Annotated in this window: 16 protein-coding genes; 5 read left to right on the top strand and 11 right to left on the bottom strand. The window is 33.8% G+C overall.

The genetic code is table 11. The features are described 5' to 3' along the window. Positions 1 to 175: 175 nt before the first annotated feature. The gene (locus tag ABXQ82_RS00990; RefSeq protein WP_367053607.1) at positions 176 to 1,333 is read right to left on the bottom strand and encodes a T9SS type A sorting domain-containing protein; all 1,158 of its coding nucleotides are present in this window, start codon (positions 1,331 to 1,333) and stop codon (positions 176 to 178) included. A 543-nt stretch (positions 1,334 to 1,876) separates the two neighbouring features. Further along, positions 1,877 to 2,995 (bottom strand): ATP-binding protein, encoded by a 1,119-nt coding sequence (locus ABXQ82_RS00985; protein ID WP_367053605.1) that lies wholly within the window; start codon positions 2,993 to 2,995, stop codon positions 1,877 to 1,879. A gap of 183 nt (positions 2,996 to 3,178) precedes the next feature. Between ABXQ82_RS00985 and rpiB the strand changes: the two genes are divergently transcribed. From rpiB to ABXQ82_RS00970, 3 genes are all read left to right on the top strand, one after another. Further along, positions 3,179 to 3,613: a ribose 5-phosphate isomerase B gene (rpiB, locus tag ABXQ82_RS00980; RefSeq protein ID WP_367053603.1), complete on the top strand. Its 435-nt coding sequence runs from the start codon at positions 3,179 to 3,181 to the stop codon at positions 3,611 to 3,613. 20 nt (positions 3,614 to 3,633) lie between these two features. After that, the gene (locus ABXQ82_RS00975) at positions 3,634 to 4,554 is read left to right on the top strand and encodes a cation diffusion facilitator family transporter (RefSeq protein ID WP_367053601.1); all 921 of its coding nucleotides are present in this window, start codon (positions 3,634 to 3,636) and stop codon (positions 4,552 to 4,554) included. Between the two features lie 135 nt (positions 4,555 to 4,689). Beyond that, complete coding sequence (locus ABXQ82_RS00970; RefSeq protein ID WP_367053599.1) at positions 4,690 to 5,133, top strand: GNAT family N-acetyltransferase; 444 nt, start codon at positions 4,690 to 4,692, stop codon at positions 5,131 to 5,133. Position 5,134: 1 nt separating this feature from the next. Here the strand turns inward: ABXQ82_RS00970 and ABXQ82_RS00965 are convergent, their stop codons facing one another. The 4 genes from ABXQ82_RS00965 to rnpA are packed head-to-tail and all read right to left on the bottom strand — an operon-like array spanning position 5,135 to position 9,624. Next, entirely contained in the window at positions 5,135 to 6,676 is a 1,542-nt protein-coding gene (locus tag ABXQ82_RS00965) for a T9SS type B sorting domain-containing protein (protein ID WP_367053597.1), read from the bottom strand. Between the two features lie 3 nt (positions 6,677 to 6,679). Continuing rightward, the gene (locus tag ABXQ82_RS00960; protein WP_367053595.1) at positions 6,680 to 7,546 is read right to left on the bottom strand and encodes an OmpA family protein; all 867 of its coding nucleotides are present in this window, start codon (positions 7,544 to 7,546) and stop codon (positions 6,680 to 6,682) included. A gap of 45 nt (positions 7,547 to 7,591) precedes the next feature. Further along, positions 7,592 to 9,223, bottom strand: coding sequence for a S41 family peptidase (locus ABXQ82_RS00955; protein WP_367053593.1), 1,632 nt, complete (start codon positions 9,221 to 9,223; stop codon positions 7,592 to 7,594). A gap of 11 nt (positions 9,224 to 9,234) precedes the next feature. Continuing rightward, positions 9,235 to 9,624 carry a ribonuclease P protein component gene (gene rnpA, locus ABXQ82_RS00950; RefSeq protein ID WP_367053591.1) on the bottom strand — a complete coding sequence of 130 codons (390 nt, stop codon included), beginning with the start codon at positions 9,622 to 9,624 and terminating at the stop codon, positions 9,235 to 9,237. Positions 9,625 to 9,749: 125 nt separating this feature from the next. Here rnpA and ABXQ82_RS00945 point away from each other — a divergent pair, with 125 nt between their 5' ends. Both ABXQ82_RS00945 and ABXQ82_RS00940 read left to right on the top strand, forming a co-directional pair. Continuing rightward, positions 9,750 to 11,597, top strand: a complete 1,848-nt coding sequence (locus ABXQ82_RS00945) for a CBS domain-containing protein (protein ID WP_367053589.1) — start codon at positions 9,750 to 9,752, stop codon at positions 11,595 to 11,597. Between the two features lie 5 nt (positions 11,598 to 11,602). After that, positions 11,603 to 12,802, top strand: coding sequence for a succinylglutamate desuccinylase/aspartoacylase family protein (locus tag ABXQ82_RS00940; protein ID WP_367053587.1), 1,200 nt, complete (start codon positions 11,603 to 11,605; stop codon positions 12,800 to 12,802). A gap of 50 nt (positions 12,803 to 12,852) precedes the next feature. Here the strand turns inward: ABXQ82_RS00940 and ABXQ82_RS00935 are convergent, their stop codons facing one another. The 5 genes from ABXQ82_RS00935 to ABXQ82_RS00915 all read right to left on the bottom strand — a co-directional run bounded on the left by ABXQ82_RS00935 (position 12,853) and on the right by ABXQ82_RS00915 (position 20,566). Beyond that, on the bottom strand, positions 12,853 to 14,700 hold the full coding sequence (locus tag ABXQ82_RS00935; RefSeq protein WP_367053585.1) for a M1 family metallopeptidase: 1,848 nt from the start codon (positions 14,698 to 14,700) through the stop codon (positions 12,853 to 12,855). A gap of 149 nt (positions 14,701 to 14,849) precedes the next feature. Continuing rightward, positions 14,850 to 16,457 (bottom strand): S8 family serine peptidase, encoded by a 1,608-nt coding sequence (locus ABXQ82_RS00930; RefSeq protein WP_367053583.1) that lies wholly within the window; start codon positions 16,455 to 16,457, stop codon positions 14,850 to 14,852. Positions 16,458 to 16,479: 22 nt separating this feature from the next. Continuing rightward, the gene (locus tag ABXQ82_RS00925) at positions 16,480 to 17,340 is read right to left on the bottom strand and encodes an MBL fold metallo-hydrolase (RefSeq protein ID WP_367053581.1); all 861 of its coding nucleotides are present in this window, start codon (positions 17,338 to 17,340) and stop codon (positions 16,480 to 16,482) included. Positions 17,341 to 17,525: 185 nt separating this feature from the next. Next, positions 17,526 to 19,721 (bottom strand): SulP family inorganic anion transporter, encoded by a 2,196-nt coding sequence (locus tag ABXQ82_RS00920; protein ID WP_367053579.1) that lies wholly within the window; start codon positions 19,719 to 19,721, stop codon positions 17,526 to 17,528. Then, the gene (locus tag ABXQ82_RS00915) at positions 19,718 to 20,566 is read right to left on the bottom strand and encodes a universal stress protein (RefSeq protein WP_367053577.1); all 849 of its coding nucleotides are present in this window, start codon (positions 20,564 to 20,566) and stop codon (positions 19,718 to 19,720) included. The genes ABXQ82_RS00920 and ABXQ82_RS00915 overlap by 4 nt, the downstream gene beginning before the upstream one ends. Positions 20,567 to 20,698 lie beyond the last annotated feature (132 nt).

Genomic DNA, 20,698 nt, shown 5'->3' with positions numbered 1-20,698 from the left:
AAGTCTCGGGAGGAAATTTCATTATTTAAATAGCATTGTTTAGGTGAAGAAATTGCTATTTATTTTTACAAAGTTAGGGTTTTAATATTAAATAAATGTTTCGTTAAGTTTTATTCATAAAAAAGGTTCACAACTTTGCATGTAAACCTTTTGAAAATTATATGTTTTAAAATAACTACTCTACTATTATTTTTTTAGCAGATTTTCCTTTGTTGGTTTCTACTTCTACAAAATAAATGCCCGTTTTTAGATTGCTGACATCTACTTTTGATGTTTTTGCTGAATACAGATATTGACCTAAAGTATTGTAAAGAGTAACTTTTTCTAATTGAACTGAAGTATTTAATTGAATTGTAAATTGGCTTTTTACAGGATTTGGATATAAACTAAACTGAGATATAGCAAATTCTTCTGATGACATAGTAACATCTATGGCGCTAACTATTCTACCTTGGCTCTGTAAAGACATGTACATTCTGTTACCAATTAATGCTACATCTCTAAAATTTGCATAAAAGGGTGAGCCATTATGAGTATCTTCATAAGTGGTATTATAAGCCACATCAATTAAACTTGCTGAAGGATTATCTAATTCTATTTTTCGCGTTCGATTACCATCTGCAATATATAATTCATTTCCATTTTTAAAAATTCCTCTGTTGAAGCCTAATCCGTTAATAGTAGTCTCAACAGTAGGGTTGTTTACGGAAGTATCAATACTATAAACTTTTTGATCATCTGTTATAGATATCAGTAAATCATTATTTATAAACAACATGGCTTTAACTACGCCATTATTACTCAAATTGGGTACTAAATTAACAGCCGTAGGATTTGTTTGGGTAATATCTATTTTATCTATATGCGTAAAAAAAGGTTCAAAATCTGGAGGGTTAACTAAAGTTTCTGAAGAAAAATAAAGTGTGTTTCCGTTTATTGTTAGTCCACTAATATACTCCATAGAATTACTAAAAATAACTTCAACTGGAGCTGCTAGGTTAGTTAAGTCCAATGATACTATTCGACTACCCAACCAAGTATCAGTAGATTCTATATAATTTTCTTGCGACATATATATGGTAGTTCCATTAATTACAAAATTTACAATAGAAAAATCAGTATCAGAAGTATAAATAGAATTTGCTACAGGTGTTGGAGCAGTTGTATCAATTTTATAAATATTGTCCGGCCCATGCACATATAAATCCGTACCATTTACAACAATTCCTGAAGGATCCACTAAACCAGACACATAATCTGCGGTATTGGGTTGGGAATAGGTATTTAAAGCAATTAAAACAACCGTAAATAATATGAGTAATTTTGTTTTCATAATTTCAAAATTTATAGTTTTTAAAACTATATATATCATACAAGTATTACAATACCCAGAATTAGGTATATTTCAGGATAAAATTGAAGTTATCCACATTTTATATTATATAATTAATTTTTCTTTTAAATTTTAAAAAAACAATGATGGTTATTATAGTGTGTTGATAGCGGTATAACTTTTTTGAGATTTATTTTGATATGTTTCTTATAGAATGTTGTTGATAGGAAATGAACAGTTTTTAAATAGCTAACTCTTTTATTTTAAAGCTATTTAAAATTACTGTTAACAATTGTTAGAAACTGCTATTAACAAGAATTTTTAATAAGTATTATAGATAATAGGACTTACAAGTACACATTTTAGTGCTTATAAATTAACTAAAAATTTACATTAACTTATTTGCATGTTAATTATATGTTATGGATTGAAAAAATAATCGGATTCTCCTAATTATTTTTATAAAAAACCATCCCTAGATATTAACAAGTTGCTAATAGTTATAGCAAGGGTAATGAACATTTCGGTTGTTTGTAAATGAAGCTATAGTAGAAACTCCCAATAGTTTTGATTATGAATTACTTGGGTGGTTTTAGGTGCATAATTTTTTGTAAATGATTTTGTAAAAATCACTTTTCTATTAGGGTTGTATTTAATTTTATAAGCGTCAATAGCTTCATTTTTAATTTCTAAGTAATCAATTTCGGCTTGTTGGGTGTTTCTCCAAAAATAGGTATCGGAAAAATTACCATCATAAGCCAATTTCTTTTTTCGTTCGCTAATAATAAAATTTTCCCATAGGGCTCCAACATCATCCCGAAACTCAATAGGTTTAAAATTTTTGATAATCCGGTTGCGTAAGCCTATATCCCAAAAATATACCTTTCTGCCTTTTTTTAGTTCGTTATCTTGATTTCTGCTAAATGCATTAAGACTGAAAATTATAAAATTCTTCTCTAAAATATCAATGTATTTTTCAACGGTCAATCTATTAATACCTAAATCATTTCCTAAAGATGAATAGTTAATTTCACTTCCAATTTTAAACCCCAACATTTGGACCAAGCGTTGTAAGGTTGCCGATTTCTTGATGCCTTCCAAATTTAAAATGTCTTTATATAAAAAAGCATCTACCAAATCGTTGAGTATTTTTTCCTCTTTTCCAGGATTAGAAACAACTTCAGGATAATAACCATAAATTAAACGATGCGGCATTAATCTTGACGCTTCCACAAAATTGGTATGATTAACCATTTCAGAAAACGTTAAAGGGAAAAGTTGTAATTCCTCTTTTCTACCAACCATAGATTCCTTGGTTTTATCTGCCAGTTCAAAAGCACTACTGCCAGAAGCAATAACTTGAATTTCAGGAAAATTATCAACCATTCGTTTTATCAATAATCCAATGTTATGAATCATTTGCGCTTCATCAATCACTAAAATTTTGTGCGTTCCTATAATAGCTTTTAATCTATCTGAAGTAATGTTTTCTAATAGTAATTGTATATCGGGTTCATCGCCATTAAACCATAGTACTGAATGACTTTTAATAGTCTTTTTAATTAATGAAGTTTTTCCTACTTGTCTAGCACCAAAAACTAGGATAGCTTTTCCTTTAAAAAGTAAACTTGATAATTCTTTATGCAGCTGTCTTTTAATCATTATTTTTTAAATATTAACCATGCAAATATATCATAAAATAATAATTAAATATCAAAAAAGTATAATAATATGATATTTAAAAAAATACTATGCTACTATTTTAGACGTGTTATTGGATGGTATTTTAACTAAAATTTCTTATATATTTATTACCTTTATGCCTTTATAATAATATAATAAATCATGAAAATTTCTATAGGAAACGACCACGCAGGCACCGATTATAAATTTGCAATCAAAGCATTTTTAGAAGAAAAAGGACATACTGTTAATAACTACGGCACCGACGCCAACGATAGTGTAGATTATGCAGATTTTGTGCATCCTGTAGCTGAAGATGTAGAAAAAAGTAAAGCCGATTTTGGAATCTTAATTTGTGGAAGCGCAAACGGTGTGGCGATGACAGCTAATAAACACCAAAAAATAAGAGCTGGTTTATGTTGGACCAATGAAATAGTTGAACTTATAAGACAACACAATAACGCAAATATATTATGTATTCCTGCCCGTTTTACTGCTATTCCGCAAGCTTTAAAAATGGTAGAAACGTTTTTGAAAACTGAATTTGAAGGTGGTCGCCATCAAGCCAGAATTGATAAAATCCCATTATCTTGTTAGTATAATTTTAAAATGCTACAATGGGACATTCACATGATCATCATCACTCGCATCATCATCATGGCGACTTAAAAGGTCGTAATCTCATCATTTCAATTTTATTAAACATCGCAATAACAGTTGCCCAGGTTATTGGTGGTTTAATTTCAGGAAGTCTCTCCTTATTAAGTGATGCATTACATAATTTTAGTGATGTTTTGTCGCTTATTATCAGTTACATCGCTAACAGACTTACCAAGAAAAAGGCATCTGTACAAAAAACCTTTGGTTATAAGCGTGCCGAAATTTTAGCTGCTTTTATAAACGCTGCTACTTTAATGATCGTTGCAGTTTTACTGATTATTGAAGCTGTTGAACGTTTTGAAAATCCGCAAGAAATTGAATCTGATTTAGTAATTTGGTTATCCATAGTTGCAATTTTAGGCAACGGATTTAGTGTGTTGCTTTTAAAAAAAGATTCTGAAGTTAATATGAACATGAAAAGTGCCTATCTGCATTTATTAACCGATATGATGGCGAGTGTTGCGGTGTTAATAGGCGGATTACTCATGAAATATTATCAGCTCTATTGGGTAGATAGTGTGTTAACCTTAGCAATTGCTTTGTATTTGATTTGGATGGGTTTCGATTTATTGAAAAACTCCACAAAAGTGTTGATGTTATTTACCCCAGATACCATTCCTATTCAAAAAATTGTAGATGAAATTAACGCGTTTAAAGCGATAAAAAATGTGCATCATGTGCATGTTTGGCAATTGAATGAAGAAGAAATTCATTTAGAGGCGCACATTGATTTTCATCAAGATATTACCTTGTCTCAGTTTGATACTATTTTACAGGATATTGAAGAATTGGTGTTTCATAAATATGATATCAACCATGTAAACATTCAACCTGAGTATGGAAAGGATGATGCTAAGGAGGTTATTGTTCAGGACTAAATTCCTGCGAATGCAGGAATCTCATAAAATTTTTTTTGACACGAATTTCACGGATTAACACAGATTTAAAAAATAAAAAAGCATAAATATTCGTGTCTCGAAGTTGTGGGAGTGGCTATTATTAATTTGCATAGTATGTTAAAAATACAAGTCAAAACCTTTTCAGAATTAACTACACAAAACCTCTACGATTTACTCCAACTCCGTAGCGAAGTTTTTGTAGTAGAACAAGACTGCGTGTATCAAGATATGGACGGAAAAGATGAAAAAGCATTACATGTTTTGGGATATAAAGATGATAAACTAATTGGGTATTCACGTATTTTTAAACCAGGCGATTATTTTGATGAAGCCAGTATTGGTAGGGTAGTGGTGGCTAAAAATCAAAGAGATTATAACTATGGATATGCTATTATGAACGCTTCCGCGGAAGCGATAAAAAAACATTTTAATGAAACCACTATAAAAATTTCAGCTCAAAAATATTTAAAGAAGTTCTATTCTAATTTAGGTTTCATTCAAATTGGAGAAGAATATCTTGAAGATGGAATTCCGCATATTGCGATGATTAAAGCATAGATTAGCGCTTCAAGGCAAAATACCCTCGAATAATTTCACGACTATTCAACACAATTTCGTACCAATAAGTATCTGTCGGTAATTGGTTGCCATTAAAAGTACCGTCCCAACCTTGAGATTTAGGGTCTAAGAGTTTTAGAAGCTTTCCTTGTCGGTTGTAAATTGTAATGTTATTCACAGTATTATCTGGATCTATAACCTGCCAAAAATCATTAACAGTATCATTATTCGGTGTAAAATACTTAGGGATAGCATGGGTTTTGTCTGAAATAATAATATTAAAACTAGATTCGTTAGAATAGCATCCAGAACTAATATAAATATAAATAGTTTGTGAATTTGATAGTATATGACCTGGAAACAGTTGTTGTCCATTACCTTCAGATTGTGTAAAATAGGAACCATCAGTTATACTTGGTAAAACATATTGAGAACCAATAAAATCATCCAACACAGTCACATCCGGAATATCTGCAAAGATCTCACAATCCTGCTGTGTGTTTACAAAATTTGATGTAGGTTCAATATGTATCCAATTACTATTACTATAACCAGCATCATCTACAAAAATACAGGATAAGTCCATGTTTCCTCTGGCATCCATAGTAACCATATTGGTATTATTTTTATTTTGCAAATTAAGCAGACAAAGATTGTTGTTACGGCAATCAACAGTTGTTAATAGGCTATTTGCTGAGAGGTTTAAAGATTCTAAAAGGTTATCGTGACAATACAGTTCTGTAAGATTTAGGTTTTGGGCGACATTTAAATCTGATAATTGATTGTTGCCACAACTCAAAATACTTAATGCTTTATTGTTAGAAACGGCAATAGATGTCAATTTATTTGATAAACAAAACAGTTGCGATAAATTTTTATTTTGTGAAACATCTAGGTTTTCTAAAGCATTGTATTCACAGTTAAAAATCTCAAGCAATGGGTTTTGTGAAACATCAATAGTTGTTAGTTTATTATTGCCACAATGAAATATTTTTAATTGTGAATTAACAGAAACATTCAGGTTGGTTATGCCATTATCCACACAAATAAAAGTGTTTAAAACTAAATTTTTTGAAACATCAATAGTTGAAATTGAATTGTTACTGCAAATAAGAGATAGCAACCCTGCATTTTTAGACAGATCTAAGTTGGTAAGCTTATTAAAATTACACCAGAGTATTTTTAAAGATGTGTTGTTAGAGACATCTAAACTTGAAATAGTATTAAACGCGCAGAATAATTGCTCAAGATTTAAATTTTTAGAAACATCTAGATGGGTTAATTTATTTTCTGAACAATCCAAAACCTCTAAAGCAGTAAAATCTTCAATACCTGTTAAATCGTTGATGTTTAGTTTAGAAACAACCAAACTAGTTACGGCGTTTATATTTACTGTTGGTACAAAATCATCTAACGGACCAACATCATAACCCAATCGTATTAGCTCTTGCTCAAAATTATCATCGGGTACAAAAGTATTTTGGGAGACACAAATATTATGTATCGAAAAAATAAAGAAGAAGATTAACGGGCGATTAAACATAACCTATTTACTTTCATTTTCACCCACATAGGTAATCAAAATTTCAACGCGTCTATCGTATTTTGGGTCGCCACCTAAAGGGAACTTACGGCGCATGCCTAAGTATCTCATGCGTTTTTTATCAACGCCTTTTTTTACAAAATAATCATGCACATATTTCGCGCGGGCAACCGATAGGTTACGCTGTTTTGTTTTTTTATCAATGGCATCTCGACTAAACTTGGTGCAACATACATGCCCTTGAATGGTAAAATAAATATCCTCTCGTTCAACTAAAGCTTTGGCGATATGTTCTAAAATTTTCTTTGAATCTTTTGTAACGGTGCTATAGCCTGTTTTGAACAAAATATTCTTAAAAATGATCTTATCGCCAACGTTTAATTTGCCTTTTATCTGTTCTGGAATGGTTTTCTTTTTAACAACGGTAGGTACTTCAACTACCTCTTCAACAATTTGTTCTGGCTGCTTTTCCGTAACAATTATTTCAACTTTTCTATTAAGACCTCTTAGTTTTAAAATGTTTTTTTCATTGACTATTTTTAGAAGAATTTCTCCCTTGCCGTCAACATTACTAATTAAAGATTCGCTTATTTCGTTGTTAGAAAAAATAGTTTTTATGGCGTCTGCACGTTGTTGAGAGAGTTTCATATTATAAGTATCTGCCCCAACATCATCACAAAAACCATAAATAGCAATAGAATCTATTTCAATATCTTGAAGTTTTGATATGAATAAAAGCAACCTGTTCTCTTCGGTTTTTGGCACTTTATATTCATCGGTATTAAAATACACATCGTGTGTGTATTGTGTTTGGGAAAACCCAATATTTATTTGAATGAATACAATTATGACAGCAAGTAACTTGTACATTATGGGGAGTAATTAATTAAGTTAAAGATACTATTTTTTGTAAACCTACCTTAAATAATCCATGTAAGTCATTGTATTTCCGAGTATTTGCGTACTCTTCTTAATATTTTCGTCATGGGTTTTATAATACTCGTACAAACCCTCTCGATATGCATATCGTTTTACAATTTCTTCGGTAAGCATTTTTAAGATATACTCTTTATGTGCATCAATGGCTTTATCTTTTGAAGATTTTAATCCAGAAATAAGCGTGTTATAATCGCTTTCAATATCATCGTTCAAATTTTCCTTTACGGAAACTTCATAGGCTTTAAAGAGTGCTTTTTCTGTATCTGTTGTGAATGAAAAATTGCTGTTGTCCATAAACGTTTTAAAATCTTTAAAATCCGTATCGGTTAATGTGAAATTACTAATGTCTTTTGATGGATTTTTATAATAATAAGCCGTTGCATAATCAAAAATCAAGTCGCTGTTTATAATGGCTTTTGTAATGGTAGAATTTTTTAGTTTTCCGAAGGTAACATCAGGATAAACACCACCACCATCAAATACTTTACGTCCGTTTTTGGTTTTAAATTCGTTGTAATTTTCTTGTTTTACACGAACCGCTTCGCCCTTATCATTTCTATTCCAATAATCTAAAGATTGAATACATCTCCCCGAGGGCGTATAATATCTAGAAATAGTAATTTTTACCTGCGTACCATAGGTTAAACGTTTTGGACGCTGCACCAAACCTTTTCCGAAACTACGAGAACCTATAACAACGGCGCGGTCTAAATCCTGTAATGTTCCTGAAACAATTTCGCTAGCCGAAGCACTAGAACCATCAATTAAAACCACCAATGGAATTTCAATATCCGTTGGGTCTTTTTTAGTAAAATATTGACGATTGTACTTTTTTACTTTAGATTTTGTTGTGACTACCAATTGTCCTTTTGGCACAAATAAATTCACGACATTAACCGCTTCGTTAAGTAAACCTCCTGGGTTGCCTCTTAAATCTAAAATAATGCGTTTTGCGCCTTGAGCTTTTAAATCCCGTAACGCATAATTGGTTTCTGCAGACGCTTTACTGTTAAACTTATTTAAAACAATATATCCCGTTTGGTCGTTTACCATCGAAAAATGGGGTACTGCTTTAATTTCAACCTCTGCACGTTTTATGGTTGCTGTTTCGGTTTTATTATTACGCTTGTAAGTTACAGTAACAGAACTTCCAGAAGTGCCTTTTAAAAGGTTTCCCGCATCATCTTTGTAATCAGAAACCAGTACATCTCCCACTTTTATAATTTCATCACCCGCTTTTAAACCCGCTTTGTCCGCAGGATAATCCTTGTATGGCTCTATGATGATGAGTTTATCTTTTTGGATTTTTACTCTTGCGCCAATACCTGTGTAATCTCCAGTATTATTGATTCTTGCAGCTTCTACATCCTGTTCGTTCATAAAACGCGTGTAGGGATCTAGCTCTTCCAACATGCTTTTTATTGCCACATCCATTAAATCCCCAGGATTGGTATCATCCACATAATTCATGTTGATTTCTTTGTATAGCTCTGTGAAAATTTCAATTTGTTTCGCTATTTCAAAAAAATCGTTTTTATATGCGGTGGTGCTTAAAAACACTACACATAATACTATTGGAATAATTATTTTGGTTTTGAATAATTTCATAAACATCTTATCTATTTTTCTGAAACCTTATTTGAAAATTTTTCAAACAAACGTTTCATACTGGTTTCAACTTGGACGAAAGTGGGTTTGTCTTTGCCAATGTACAAAATCATAAACGCATGTTGCGTTGTTAAATTGTTAAAAAACATCGATTTATTTAATCTGTAAGCCTCTCTTAACAAGCGTTTTATGCGATTTCGGTCAACAGCAGTTTTAAAATTACGTTTACTGACAGAAACGCCCGTTTTCGCTACGACTTTATCATCAAAAGTAGTGCCGAGATATACCAAACGCAGCGGATATGCAGAAACCGATTGCCCTTCTGCAAACAACCGATCTATCAGTTTTTTGCTCTTGAGTTTTTCTTTTTTGGGGTATGTATGTCTTTCCAGTTTGGTCATTGCTGCAAAAGTAGTAATATCTGTTCAGAAAGATGAAATCATCGTGAGGTCTATGACCAAAATCATAGAATATGTTACGTTTTCGTAGTAATTTTATCTTTTTATAACTGTTTAATCTATTGGTTATGGGAGATATAAATGTTTCAAAACTTAAAAAAGAGGATCGGGTGAATTATGTGCACCATTTGCTAAACGATATTAAGGCCTTGGATATCATGTTAGAAAAAGGGATGATTGAAACACATCCCATAAGAATTGGTGCAGAACAGGAGTTTTGTTTGGTAAAGCCTGATTTTTCACCAAGTGATAATGCTCTTGAAATCCTGAAGGAGATTGATGACCCGCATTTTGCCACCGAAATAGGAAATTACAATCTGGAGGCCAATTTAGATCCTGTGGAACTTGAAGGCACATGCTTTTCGGACTTGCATAAAGAACTAAAAACGCTGCTCGCAAAGGCTAAAGCAGTAGCCAATAAAAAGGACACCAAAATTATACTTTCAGGAATTTTACCTTCCATAGGGCTGGATAATATTGGTGAAGCCCAAATGACGCCGCTACAACGATATACGGTTTTAAATGAAGCAATTAAGGACACTAGAAAGCAAGATTTCAATATCCATATTCAAGGTGTGGATGAACTTAATTTATTGTTTGATTCGGTAATGTTGGAAGGCTGCAACACCAGTTTCCAAATGCATTTACAAGTAAGCCCCAATAATTTTATTGATAAGTATAACTGGGCCCAGGCCATAGCTGGTCCTGTGCTGAGTGCGTGTACTAATTCGCCTCTATTATTTGGAAAAGAATTGTGGAGCGAAACAAGAATCGCATTATTCACGCAAAGTATAGATACACGGGCCAATTCCTTTTTTTTGAACGAAAACCAATCTAGGGTTAGTTTTGGAAGAAACTGGTACACAGGTTCGGTTACCGATATTTTTAAGGACAATATTTCCCGTTTTAGAAGTTTTTTGACCACTAATTTTATTCATGATAGTGTGAGTTTATTGGAAAACAATAAAATTCCAAGGTTACTCGCGTTACAATTACACAACGGCACGGTGTATCCGTGGAACAGGGTATGTTATGGCATATCAAGTGATAAGCCACATTTGCGTATTGAAAACAGATATATTCCATCTGGTCCTACGGTTGCTGATGAAATTGCAAATATGGTGTTTTGGGTAGGTGTGATGATGGGGAAACCGAAAAAGTATGACAACATCCATAACTCTTGGGATTTTAAGGATGTAAAGAACAATTTCTTTAATGCTGCCCGTTATGGCATGGCGGCCCAAATTTATTGGGATGGAAAGTATATATCCTGTCAGGATTTAATTTTAGATGAATTATTGCCAATGGCATACAAAGGATTGTATAGAAATGGGATAGCACCATCTGATGCCGAGTATTATTTGGCCATTATAAAAGATAGGGTACAGACATTGAATGGTGCAGAGTGGACCGTTAGAAGTTATCGGCATTTATTAAAAAGCCATAAACGCTTTGAGGCGATGCAAATTTTAACCTCTAAGCTATACGAAAAGCAAGAGAGAGATTATCCTGTTTCTACATGGCGAATATTAAAAGATACAGAACAACTGCCCGATGAGCGCAAGAGGATAGTAAAACATATTATGAGGACGGATATTTTTTCTGTCCATAAAAATGATAGCGTTGAGTTGGTACTGAACATTATGAAGTGGAAAAACATTCATCATTTGCCCGTAATAAACCACTCCAAAGAACTTTTGGGTGTGCTTTCCTGGACAGATGTAAAAGCGTATTTAACCTCGAAGGACAAGCATCACCATTCCGTTGACGCAATCATGAAAAAAGACGTTATTGTGGTAAGCGAAAAAAGCACTATACAAGAAGCACGGGAAGTTATGAAAAGCAATAACATCAACTTTTTACCAGTAATCAGGAAAGATAAGCTCATAGGTTTAATCACTTCAAACGATTTGTAATTTTAATGAATTCCAAAAGCCTACAAGCTCCTATAAAAAAGAAAAGCAAAAGGATTCTTTTTCAATTTGAAAAGGACACCAATGCCCCTACGGTTGTTTTTTTTGCAGGCGTTCATGGCAACGAAAAGGCAGGTGTTGTAGCACTAAAACAAGTGTATAACAGGTTAGACCAAAAGGGCTTAAAAGGTAATGTTTATGGTGTTTTGGGAAATCTTAAGGCTTTGGAATCCAACCAAAGATATATTGATGCAGATTTAAACAGACTGTGGACCAAAGACAGCATAGACGAAATTCTAACAAAAGAGCATCTACATACTGAAGAGCAGGAATTAAAAGCGTTATTCAAACAACTTGAGCATATTTTAAGTTTACATACAGGTCCGCTTTATTTTATCGATTTGCACACTACTTCAAGTAAAACGGTGCCATTTATTACCATAAATGACGCCATGATCAACAGGGCTTTTTCAAAGCTTTTTCCTGTACCCATTGTGTTAGGTATTGAGGAATATTTAGAAGGTCCGCTATTGAGTTATATCAATACTTTAGGATATGTATCCATTGGCTTTGAATCGGGGCAGCATACCGATATAAGTTCTGTTGAAAACAATATTGCGTTTATACATTTAGCATTAGTGTTTGCTGAAATTATAGATAAGGATGAAGTAGATTTCAATATGTATTTTGAAAAGCTGAGACACGCTTCCGAAAATGTAAGCCGTTTTTTTGAAATAGTTCATTTACAACGGATTAAATCTGGCGATACTTTTAAAATGTACGATGGGTTTAAAAGTTTTCAACCTATTGTAAAAGGTACGCCGATAGGGCGGTTTAATGGTTCTAAGATTCGTTCAAAATACAACGGGCGCATCTTTATGCCTTTATATCAAAACAAAGGAAGTGAAGGGTTTTTTATCATTAAATCCATTCCGTGGTTCTTTTTAAAACTGTCTCGTATCCTGAGGCGTTTTAAAGCAGATAGACTGTTAATTGCCCTAATGGGTATTTATTGGCATGATAAAAAAAAGGGCGTATTAAAATCGAACTTGAAAATAACAAGGTTTTTAGCAAAACCATTATTTCATGTATTGGGTTATAGAAGCCGACAAATTACAGAAGACTATGTGTACCTCTATAACCGCGAACGGATTGCCAAGATAGAGTTGTATAAAAACACAAAATGGGCTAAGGATGAGAGGTTGTAATCGAACTTTAAGTTAAAAAAGAAACCTTCTATGAGCCTACATGATTCGTTCTACTTCTTATTATTGGTTTTATCAATATCTGCCATCATCCCTTTTGGGTCAATCTCCACATGTTTAACCGCTTTTTTTACATCAAAAGAATACGTAGGATATGCCCAAGCCCAATCTGGAACAATAGTTGCTGCCGTTGGTTTTTCACCGCGCATCATTTGTAGTGGTATGTAAAAATCTTCAGTTGTGTTATCAACATAGGTTACGGTTACATCTATAGGCATTGGCATTAATCCTATGCGTTCTAATACAATCGTTTTATCTGTTATAGATTTTACAGCATAATCTATGGTGTTCGTAGTTTGTGCAAAATCTGTATAATACCAATCTAGTTCCAAGCCAGATATTTTTTCTGCGGTTCTAATAATGTCTAACGGTTTTGGGTGCTTAAAAACAAAATCGTTAAAATATTTTTTAATGGTAAGATCTAAATTTTCCTGACCCATAATATAGCCTAATTGGGCTAAAAACACACATCCTTTATAGTACGATGCCAAACTGTATGAACGGTTAAATACATAGCGATCGCCATGGGTGGTCAACGGTTGTTCTCTCCCAGAGTTTGCCAAAGCGATATAGGTATTATAAACACCTTGTAAAGGGTTTGTCTTACCTTCGTTAAAAAGAATATTAACAGCGTGGTATTCTATATAAGTCGAAAAACCCTCGTCCATCCACGGGTGTTTCGATTCGTTGTTTGCCAATAAAAACTGAAACCACGTATGCGCCATTTCATGAGAAATCACGCCTTTTGTGATACCTTCATAAGTGCCTTCTCCCAGTAAAAGGGTGCACATACCGTATTCCATACCGCCATCGCCACCTTGAATGATAGAATATTGTTTATAAGGGTATTTACCAACGGTTTCACTATAGTGTTGCATAAACTCAACAGATTTAGGCTGAATTCGCTTCCAATTATTCCTTTGTTCACTAGTCATGGTTTTTTTATAGAAAAAATGCAATAGAGGGCCATCAGGAACTTGTGCTGTATCATGAATATAATCTGGGTCTGCTGCCCAAGTAAAATCATGAACATTAGGTGCTATAAAGTGCCATGTTAATTTATCATTTTTGGTAGGCTTTACTTCTGAAGTTTCATATCCATGACCAATCTCGTTTGGATTTTGTAGATAGCCGGTTCCGCCAACTACGTAGTTTTTATCAATAGTTAATTTCACATCAAAATCGCCCCAAACACCATGAAATTCTCGTCCAATATAAGGGTGTGCATGCCAACCTTCAAAATCATATTCTGCTAATTTTGGGTACCATTGCGCCATGGACAATGCTACGCCTTCTTTATTATTGCGTCCAGCACGTCGGATTTGAACAGGTACTTGTCCGTCAAAATCCATATTAAACCTAACGCTTTCTCTTGGTTGGATCGGTGTTGCTAAAGCGACTTCCAAAACAGTTCCTACGGTTTCATAATTTAAATCTATTCCGTTTTGTTTTAATGAATTCACCTTAATAAACCCTATTTCATCAGGTTTTAATTTGCTAATTCTATCCATAACTCTCCTATCAGGATCGGCTATGGTTCTAGAGCGCACATCCATTTCACTTCCCGGTTGAAACGCATTAAAGTATAAATGATAGAACACTTTGTGCAACACATCAGGGGAATTGTTGGTATATACCAAAACCTGTTTTCCTTTGTATTGGTAATTATTCACATCCATATCAATTTCCATTTTGTAATCCACATGTTGTTGCCAATAGGATGATGTTGCTTTTGATGGCGCGATAGGAGGTTGTGGTGTATTTGAAACCACCACCTCTTTTGGACTGTTACAAGATATAATTAGTGAAACAAACAGAATGAAAATAAAGAAACGTTTCATAGAATTTTTTTTTGAATGTTATTAATTTAAGAAAGGTCTATCTAGAGGCTATCCAAAAAGTAACCAGTACTTGTCAAACTCAGCGCAGTCGAAGTCTTAATATTCAGAAAATCGATGTATTTCGACTGCGCACAATATGACAATAGACTTTACTGCGCCATTTTTGCTGCCATTATCAACGCATTATAAGCATTAACAATTTTACCGGATTTTACGACATCTGCAAATGGTTTTATATTGTTAGTGTCTCCACCAACGATAACTTTTGTTTTAATTGGTAAGCCAGAATCCATAATAATTTGCTTTACCTGTGCCGCAGAAAGCTTAGGATAATAAGAACGGATTAAAGCAGCAACACCAGCAACTCCCGGAGCAGCCATAGAAGTGCCTCCTTTTGTTTGATATTCGTTTTCTGGTGTTGTAGAATAGACACTTGCTCCTGGCGCAAAAACATCTACGTTGTTTTTTCCATAGTTTGAGAAACCTGCCAATAAACCAGAACCATATTTTGGAGCTAAAGCACCCACTCTAATATACGTATCTGAAATTTCCTGTCCGTTTACGTTATCATCTGGGAAGTTTGGTTCTATATCCACATTTTTGCTATCGTTTCCAGCAGCATGCACAAAAACAACATCATTTTTTGCAGCATAGGCAATGGCATCTCTTACCCAATCGCTATGAGGCGAAAAACTTTTCCCGAAACTTCCGTTAATTACAGACGCCCCATTATCAACCGCATAGCGAATGGCTAAAGCCACATCCTTATCATATTCATCACCATTAGGAACGGTTCTAATACTCATTATTTCAACATTATTAGCGACACCGTTGGCTCCTTTACCGTTGTTGCGTTCTGCAGCAATTATTCCAGCTACGTGCGTACCATGGCTTTCGGTTTTTTTAACGGGTTTAACATTGCCGTTGCCATAAAATTTGGTGCTCATATCATCTGGATTGTCACCATTTTTACGACCTTTAAAATCCTTGTTTAGGTGGTAGTTTAAGCGGTCGTTGATACTTTCTAAGGCTTCATTTATTTCTTTAACCGCATCTGCCATAGATGCTACACCATTACCATACATGTACTGTGCAATTTGCTTTGCTTGACTTAAAGCTTGGTCTTCGGTTTTTATTGCGCCAACTTCTTTCTGTGTATAATCTTTTTTCCCAAAATGTTTTGTTAATGTTTCATCTGCATCTTTTACTTGCTGAGAAACCTGCTCATATTGTGTTTTTCTTTGCAGCCATTTTTGTGATTGCTTTTCATATTCTGCCTGTGCTCTAGTATAATCGGGATGGTTGGTATTCCCGCTAGCTAAAATTCTAACATATTCTAATTGTTCGTCATAGCCATCGCCTAAAAAATTCCAGCCATGCACATCATCAATATAGCCGTTGTTGTCATCGTCTTTTCCATTGTTAGGTTTTTCATCTTTATTAGTCCAAATTACATCATTTAAATCTTCGTGGTCAATATCAATACCAGAATCTATAACGGCAACAATTACTTTTTTTCCTTTTTTCTTTTTAATTATTTCAGCATAAGCTTTATCAACACTCATTCCTGGTACTGTATCTTTTACCAAATCTAAATGGCCCCAATTGTGTTTTTCAGCTTCAGTTAAATCTGAAACTTTTAATGGAATTGTATCAATGTTTTCAACTGGTGTAGATAGAATTTCTCCCGTACTTCCACAACCAAAAAGTAATGCAGACGTGACTACTGCGAGTGTTAATTGTTTAATTGTCCTCATTTTATATTTGAATTAGTCTTTCTTAATTAAATACCTCTTGTGCGGTTAAAATAGTATTCAACCTTACGCCTTTTTCGGTATGTTTTACGGTAATTATTTCGTTGTGCGCATCATGTTCTAAAAACAGATAAAAATTATTGTCTGCTGCTATATTTAGAAACCTTTCCTTTTCATCTAAAGTCAATAGCGGTCGCATATCGTAACCCATAATATATGGTAACGGAATGTGTCCTACAGTCGGTAATAAGTCGGCCATAAAACAAATGGTTTTTCCTTTATAATTTATCATAGGAATCATTTGTTTATCGGTGTGTCCGTTGGCGAAAAAAATGTCGAAACCTAATGTGGAATTTCGTAAAATATCGTTTTTGGGAACATCAGTAAATTTGAGTGTACCACTTTCTTGAATTGGGATAATGTTTTCCTTTAAAAATGAAGCTTTTTCTCTTTTGTTGGGTTGGGTTGCCCATTTCCAATGAGCCGCATTACTCCAAAAGTGTGCGTTTTTAAAAGCAGGTTCGTAGCCTGTTCTGTTTGTATTCCATTGAATGGCGCCTCCACAATGGTCAAAATGTAAGTGGGTTAAAAACACATCGGTAATATCATCCCGATGAAATCCATATTTTTTTAGAGATGCATCAATACTATCATTGCCCCATAGGTAATAGTATCCAAAAAACTTATCCGATTGTTTGTTGCCCATACCTGTATCAATCAAAATCAACCTGTTGCCATCTTCAATAAGCAGACATCTCGCCGTTAAATCTATCATGTTATTGGCATCGGCAGGATTGGTTCTATGCCATATCGATTTTGGTACTACGCCAAACATAGCACCACCATCAAGCTTAAAATTTCCAGAATTAATGGGGTATAAGTTCATAGGATTGCAAAATTAAGAAATATGCAGTAAAAGATAAGATTTGTTAAGAATATATTAAGACTAAAGGGATTGAAATCAATCTCTTTTTTTGACCACGAATGTTGCTAATAGTCACTAATTTTTGAAAAAATCTTCAGATTTTTATATTAGTGCGATTTGTGGCTTATTAATTTACCTCTCAGAATTTATGATGAAATCACTTGTCGGAGGCGTTTGCCAAAATCGAAAAGTGCTTTTATTTCTTTAACACTTGCCAGGCGTTCTTTTCCGAAGACTAATAAGGCTTTACCATTACATTCAACATGGTAATAAGGGTTGCTTTCAAAGAAATGCGTCACATCATCATTGAAAAATTCTGTTATTTCTTTTTCATTGTCTCCCAGTAAATAGAATCGATCAGAAAAATCAGAATGGTTTTGAATAGGAATATCCTTAAATCCGGCAAAGGCATATACTTTTTCTAAAAACCCCTCTCTATCCAAAGTAAATTCCGGGGCATCAAATTTTAACTTTATATAAAGCATTGTGGATCTTACCACTTCTTTTGCAATAAATTCTCCCTCGGAAAATTCGATATCAAATAAAGTAATGGTATCGTTATTATACATCAAATTATTGTAAATATGATTGATGTTTTTAGTGTTGAAGAAATGAAAATTGTATAAATGCTCTACGTCCTTCTGTTTTTTTGGCTTATAAGTCAACCCGTAATCTTCTGCCAATTCCTCAATACTGGTTTGTCTTCTTGTGAGGTTCTTTTTAATAATTTTTGGAACGGGTAACAAACGACGCAAAGCGAAGGGGTGTTTAGAGTCGGTATCGTGCATATCTAAACCAATTACATCAAAATGACCTCCTCTTTTTTTGAATAATTCTTGATAGTTGTGCATGTTTTCCATAACGGTATGATCTACAAAACCGCATAATGAAAAATCAACAATGACGTCATGATCTTCTGGAACAGCATCTAATTTATCTTTTAACCTATGGTAATTTAAAAAGCTGCAAAAATGTTTCACGCTCACATAAAAATCTTCATGGCCTGCCTCTTGAAACATCAACACATTGGGCTTTAAAACATTTCTAACAAACAATGAAAATGTTTTATTTATGATAACATGAATAATGAGCGTGGTTAAAACTCCCGCTAAAATTCCAGATATGAGTCCTATTTTAAGCGTTACCAAAAGCGTTACAAAAAAGATGATAAGCTGTTCCTTGCCGATATGGCTTATTTTTTTTATAACATCAGGAGAGGCTAATTTATAGCCCGTATATACCAAAATTGCCATTAAAGCGGGCAACGGAATACGGGTTAATTGCGTGCTAAACAACACAATAAATAGCACCAAAAACGTCGCATGAAAAAAGTTGGAAGATCGATTACTTGCATTATTATTTACATTAACAGAGCTACGTGCAATTACTGTAACCACGTTCAATCCACCTAAAAACCCACTTCCAATGGTTGCTAACCCCAATGCTTTTAAATCACGGTTAACGTTAGAACGTCTTTTCTCAGGATCAAGTTTATCTACTGCCTTGATGCTTAATAACGATTCTATACTCGCAATAAGTGTAATTGCAAAAACGCTGCCCCAAAACGAAAAAGTACCAACACTTGAGAAATTTGGGAGGTGCATATCTGCTATAATTTGTTGAATGGAAGGAATTCCGGAAATCATATACTCCTTATCAATAGGGTTTACTTCATGTACTATAAATTCGAAATAATAACTAAAAGCTATTGAGAGAATCACAATCCACATAGGAGCGGGTATCAATTGCAAATATTTGTTTCTAATCTTAGAATAAAATAGCATAATAACGAAACTTAAAACTCCTGCTATAGCTGCATAAATAAGCCCTTTTTTGTCATAGTGTAGGGCGTCGTTTATCGTAAAAGGAATCTCAAAAAGATAATCGAGGGTACCTTCCCGTTTAATTTTATGGGCAAACATAATATGAAATTGCTTTCCTAAAATAATAAGCCCAATAGCCGCCAACATGCCTTGTATGGCAGAAGATGGGAAAAAATCTGCCAGTTTACCCATTCTAAAAAAACCAAGCAACATAATTAAAACACCCGAGCAAATAATTGCAGCATAAGCACTTTCTATCCCCAAAGTTGTAATAGCCACCAATAACACACCAACCAACCCGTTACCCGGACCAGCAATCGTGACGTGGCTACCTCCAAAAATAGACACCACAACACCACCAACAATAGCGGCAATAATACCTGCAATTGGTGGCGCATCGCTAGCCATTGCAAGCCCTAAGCCCAATGGTAATGCGATAAGACTTACCACAAAACCAGAAAAAATGTTTTTTGGTAGTGCCTTAAAAAATGCTGTTATGTTGTTTTTCTTCGAACTCATTGAAGAATTAGTACATCTGTTGGTAATTCGGTTAAAATATGTTCTATATCATGCGGAAATAAACGGTCCCAGAATGTCATTTTACTTGGTGGGTTCATCACTAATAAATCTGCTCTAGAAATTTGGGCGTAATGCCCGATGGAATACCCTTGTTTTCCAAAAATGGGTTGTAATTTTATGGTTTTGTCTTTTGTATAAGCTTCTGGAATATGACTGATAATCTCTTTTATCCTTGAATTTTCACGCCTTCTTATGCGCTCTTTAATAATGTTTGCACGTCTTAAGGATTTATCGTCTTCTACCTTGACCGATACCTGTTCTTGTTTAATCTCTTCTACAATTGTTATTTTTTCTGCTTTAAGCTGTTCCGCAACATAAAAGGCTGAGGTTATGGTTTGCTCCGTTTTTGGATCTTTTAATCCGTTTACAACGATGTGTTGACAAGGGATTCGTTCTACCGAAGGTTTGATTAAAAGCAATATAGAACATTTGGCGTTTCGGGTAATTTTTCGGGCGATAGACCCTATATAGTATTTAAAGAAACGTTCTCTTTTGGCTGCTCCTAAGATGAGCAGGTCAATTTTTTTTTTTTCTGAAACCGATAAGATAACATCAACCGGATCTCCAGGTTTAAAAACAACTTCATACTCTAAATTATCCTTTTCGAAAGATTTTAGAATAACACCAAGCATATCTACTTTGTCTTTTGAGTTCTCGCCAACATGAATTAGAAACAATTTCGATTTAAAAAACACAGATAGTCTAGCTGCTTCAAAAAGGTTGGCTTTTAAGTTGGGCGAAAACGCCACCCCAATGCCTATGCTATTAAACGGTTTTAAACTCAAATTAGAAAAAATTGGTCAAAAGTTGAAAGATAGTATTTTTTGTAGAATTAGTGCGGTAACTTGCCGATTGAAACTAAAAAAATTTAATAAGACGAAATAGTCTGTTTTTATTTATTTTAGTGTTTTTAAAAT

The organism is Algibacter sp. 2305UL17-15, assembly GCF_040720935.1.
Classification (GTDB): domain Bacteria; phylum Bacteroidota; class Bacteroidia; order Flavobacteriales; family Flavobacteriaceae; genus Jejuia.
The sequence above is the reverse complement of the archived record's forward strand: the minus strand, read 5'-3'. Positions and strand labels throughout refer to the sequence as shown.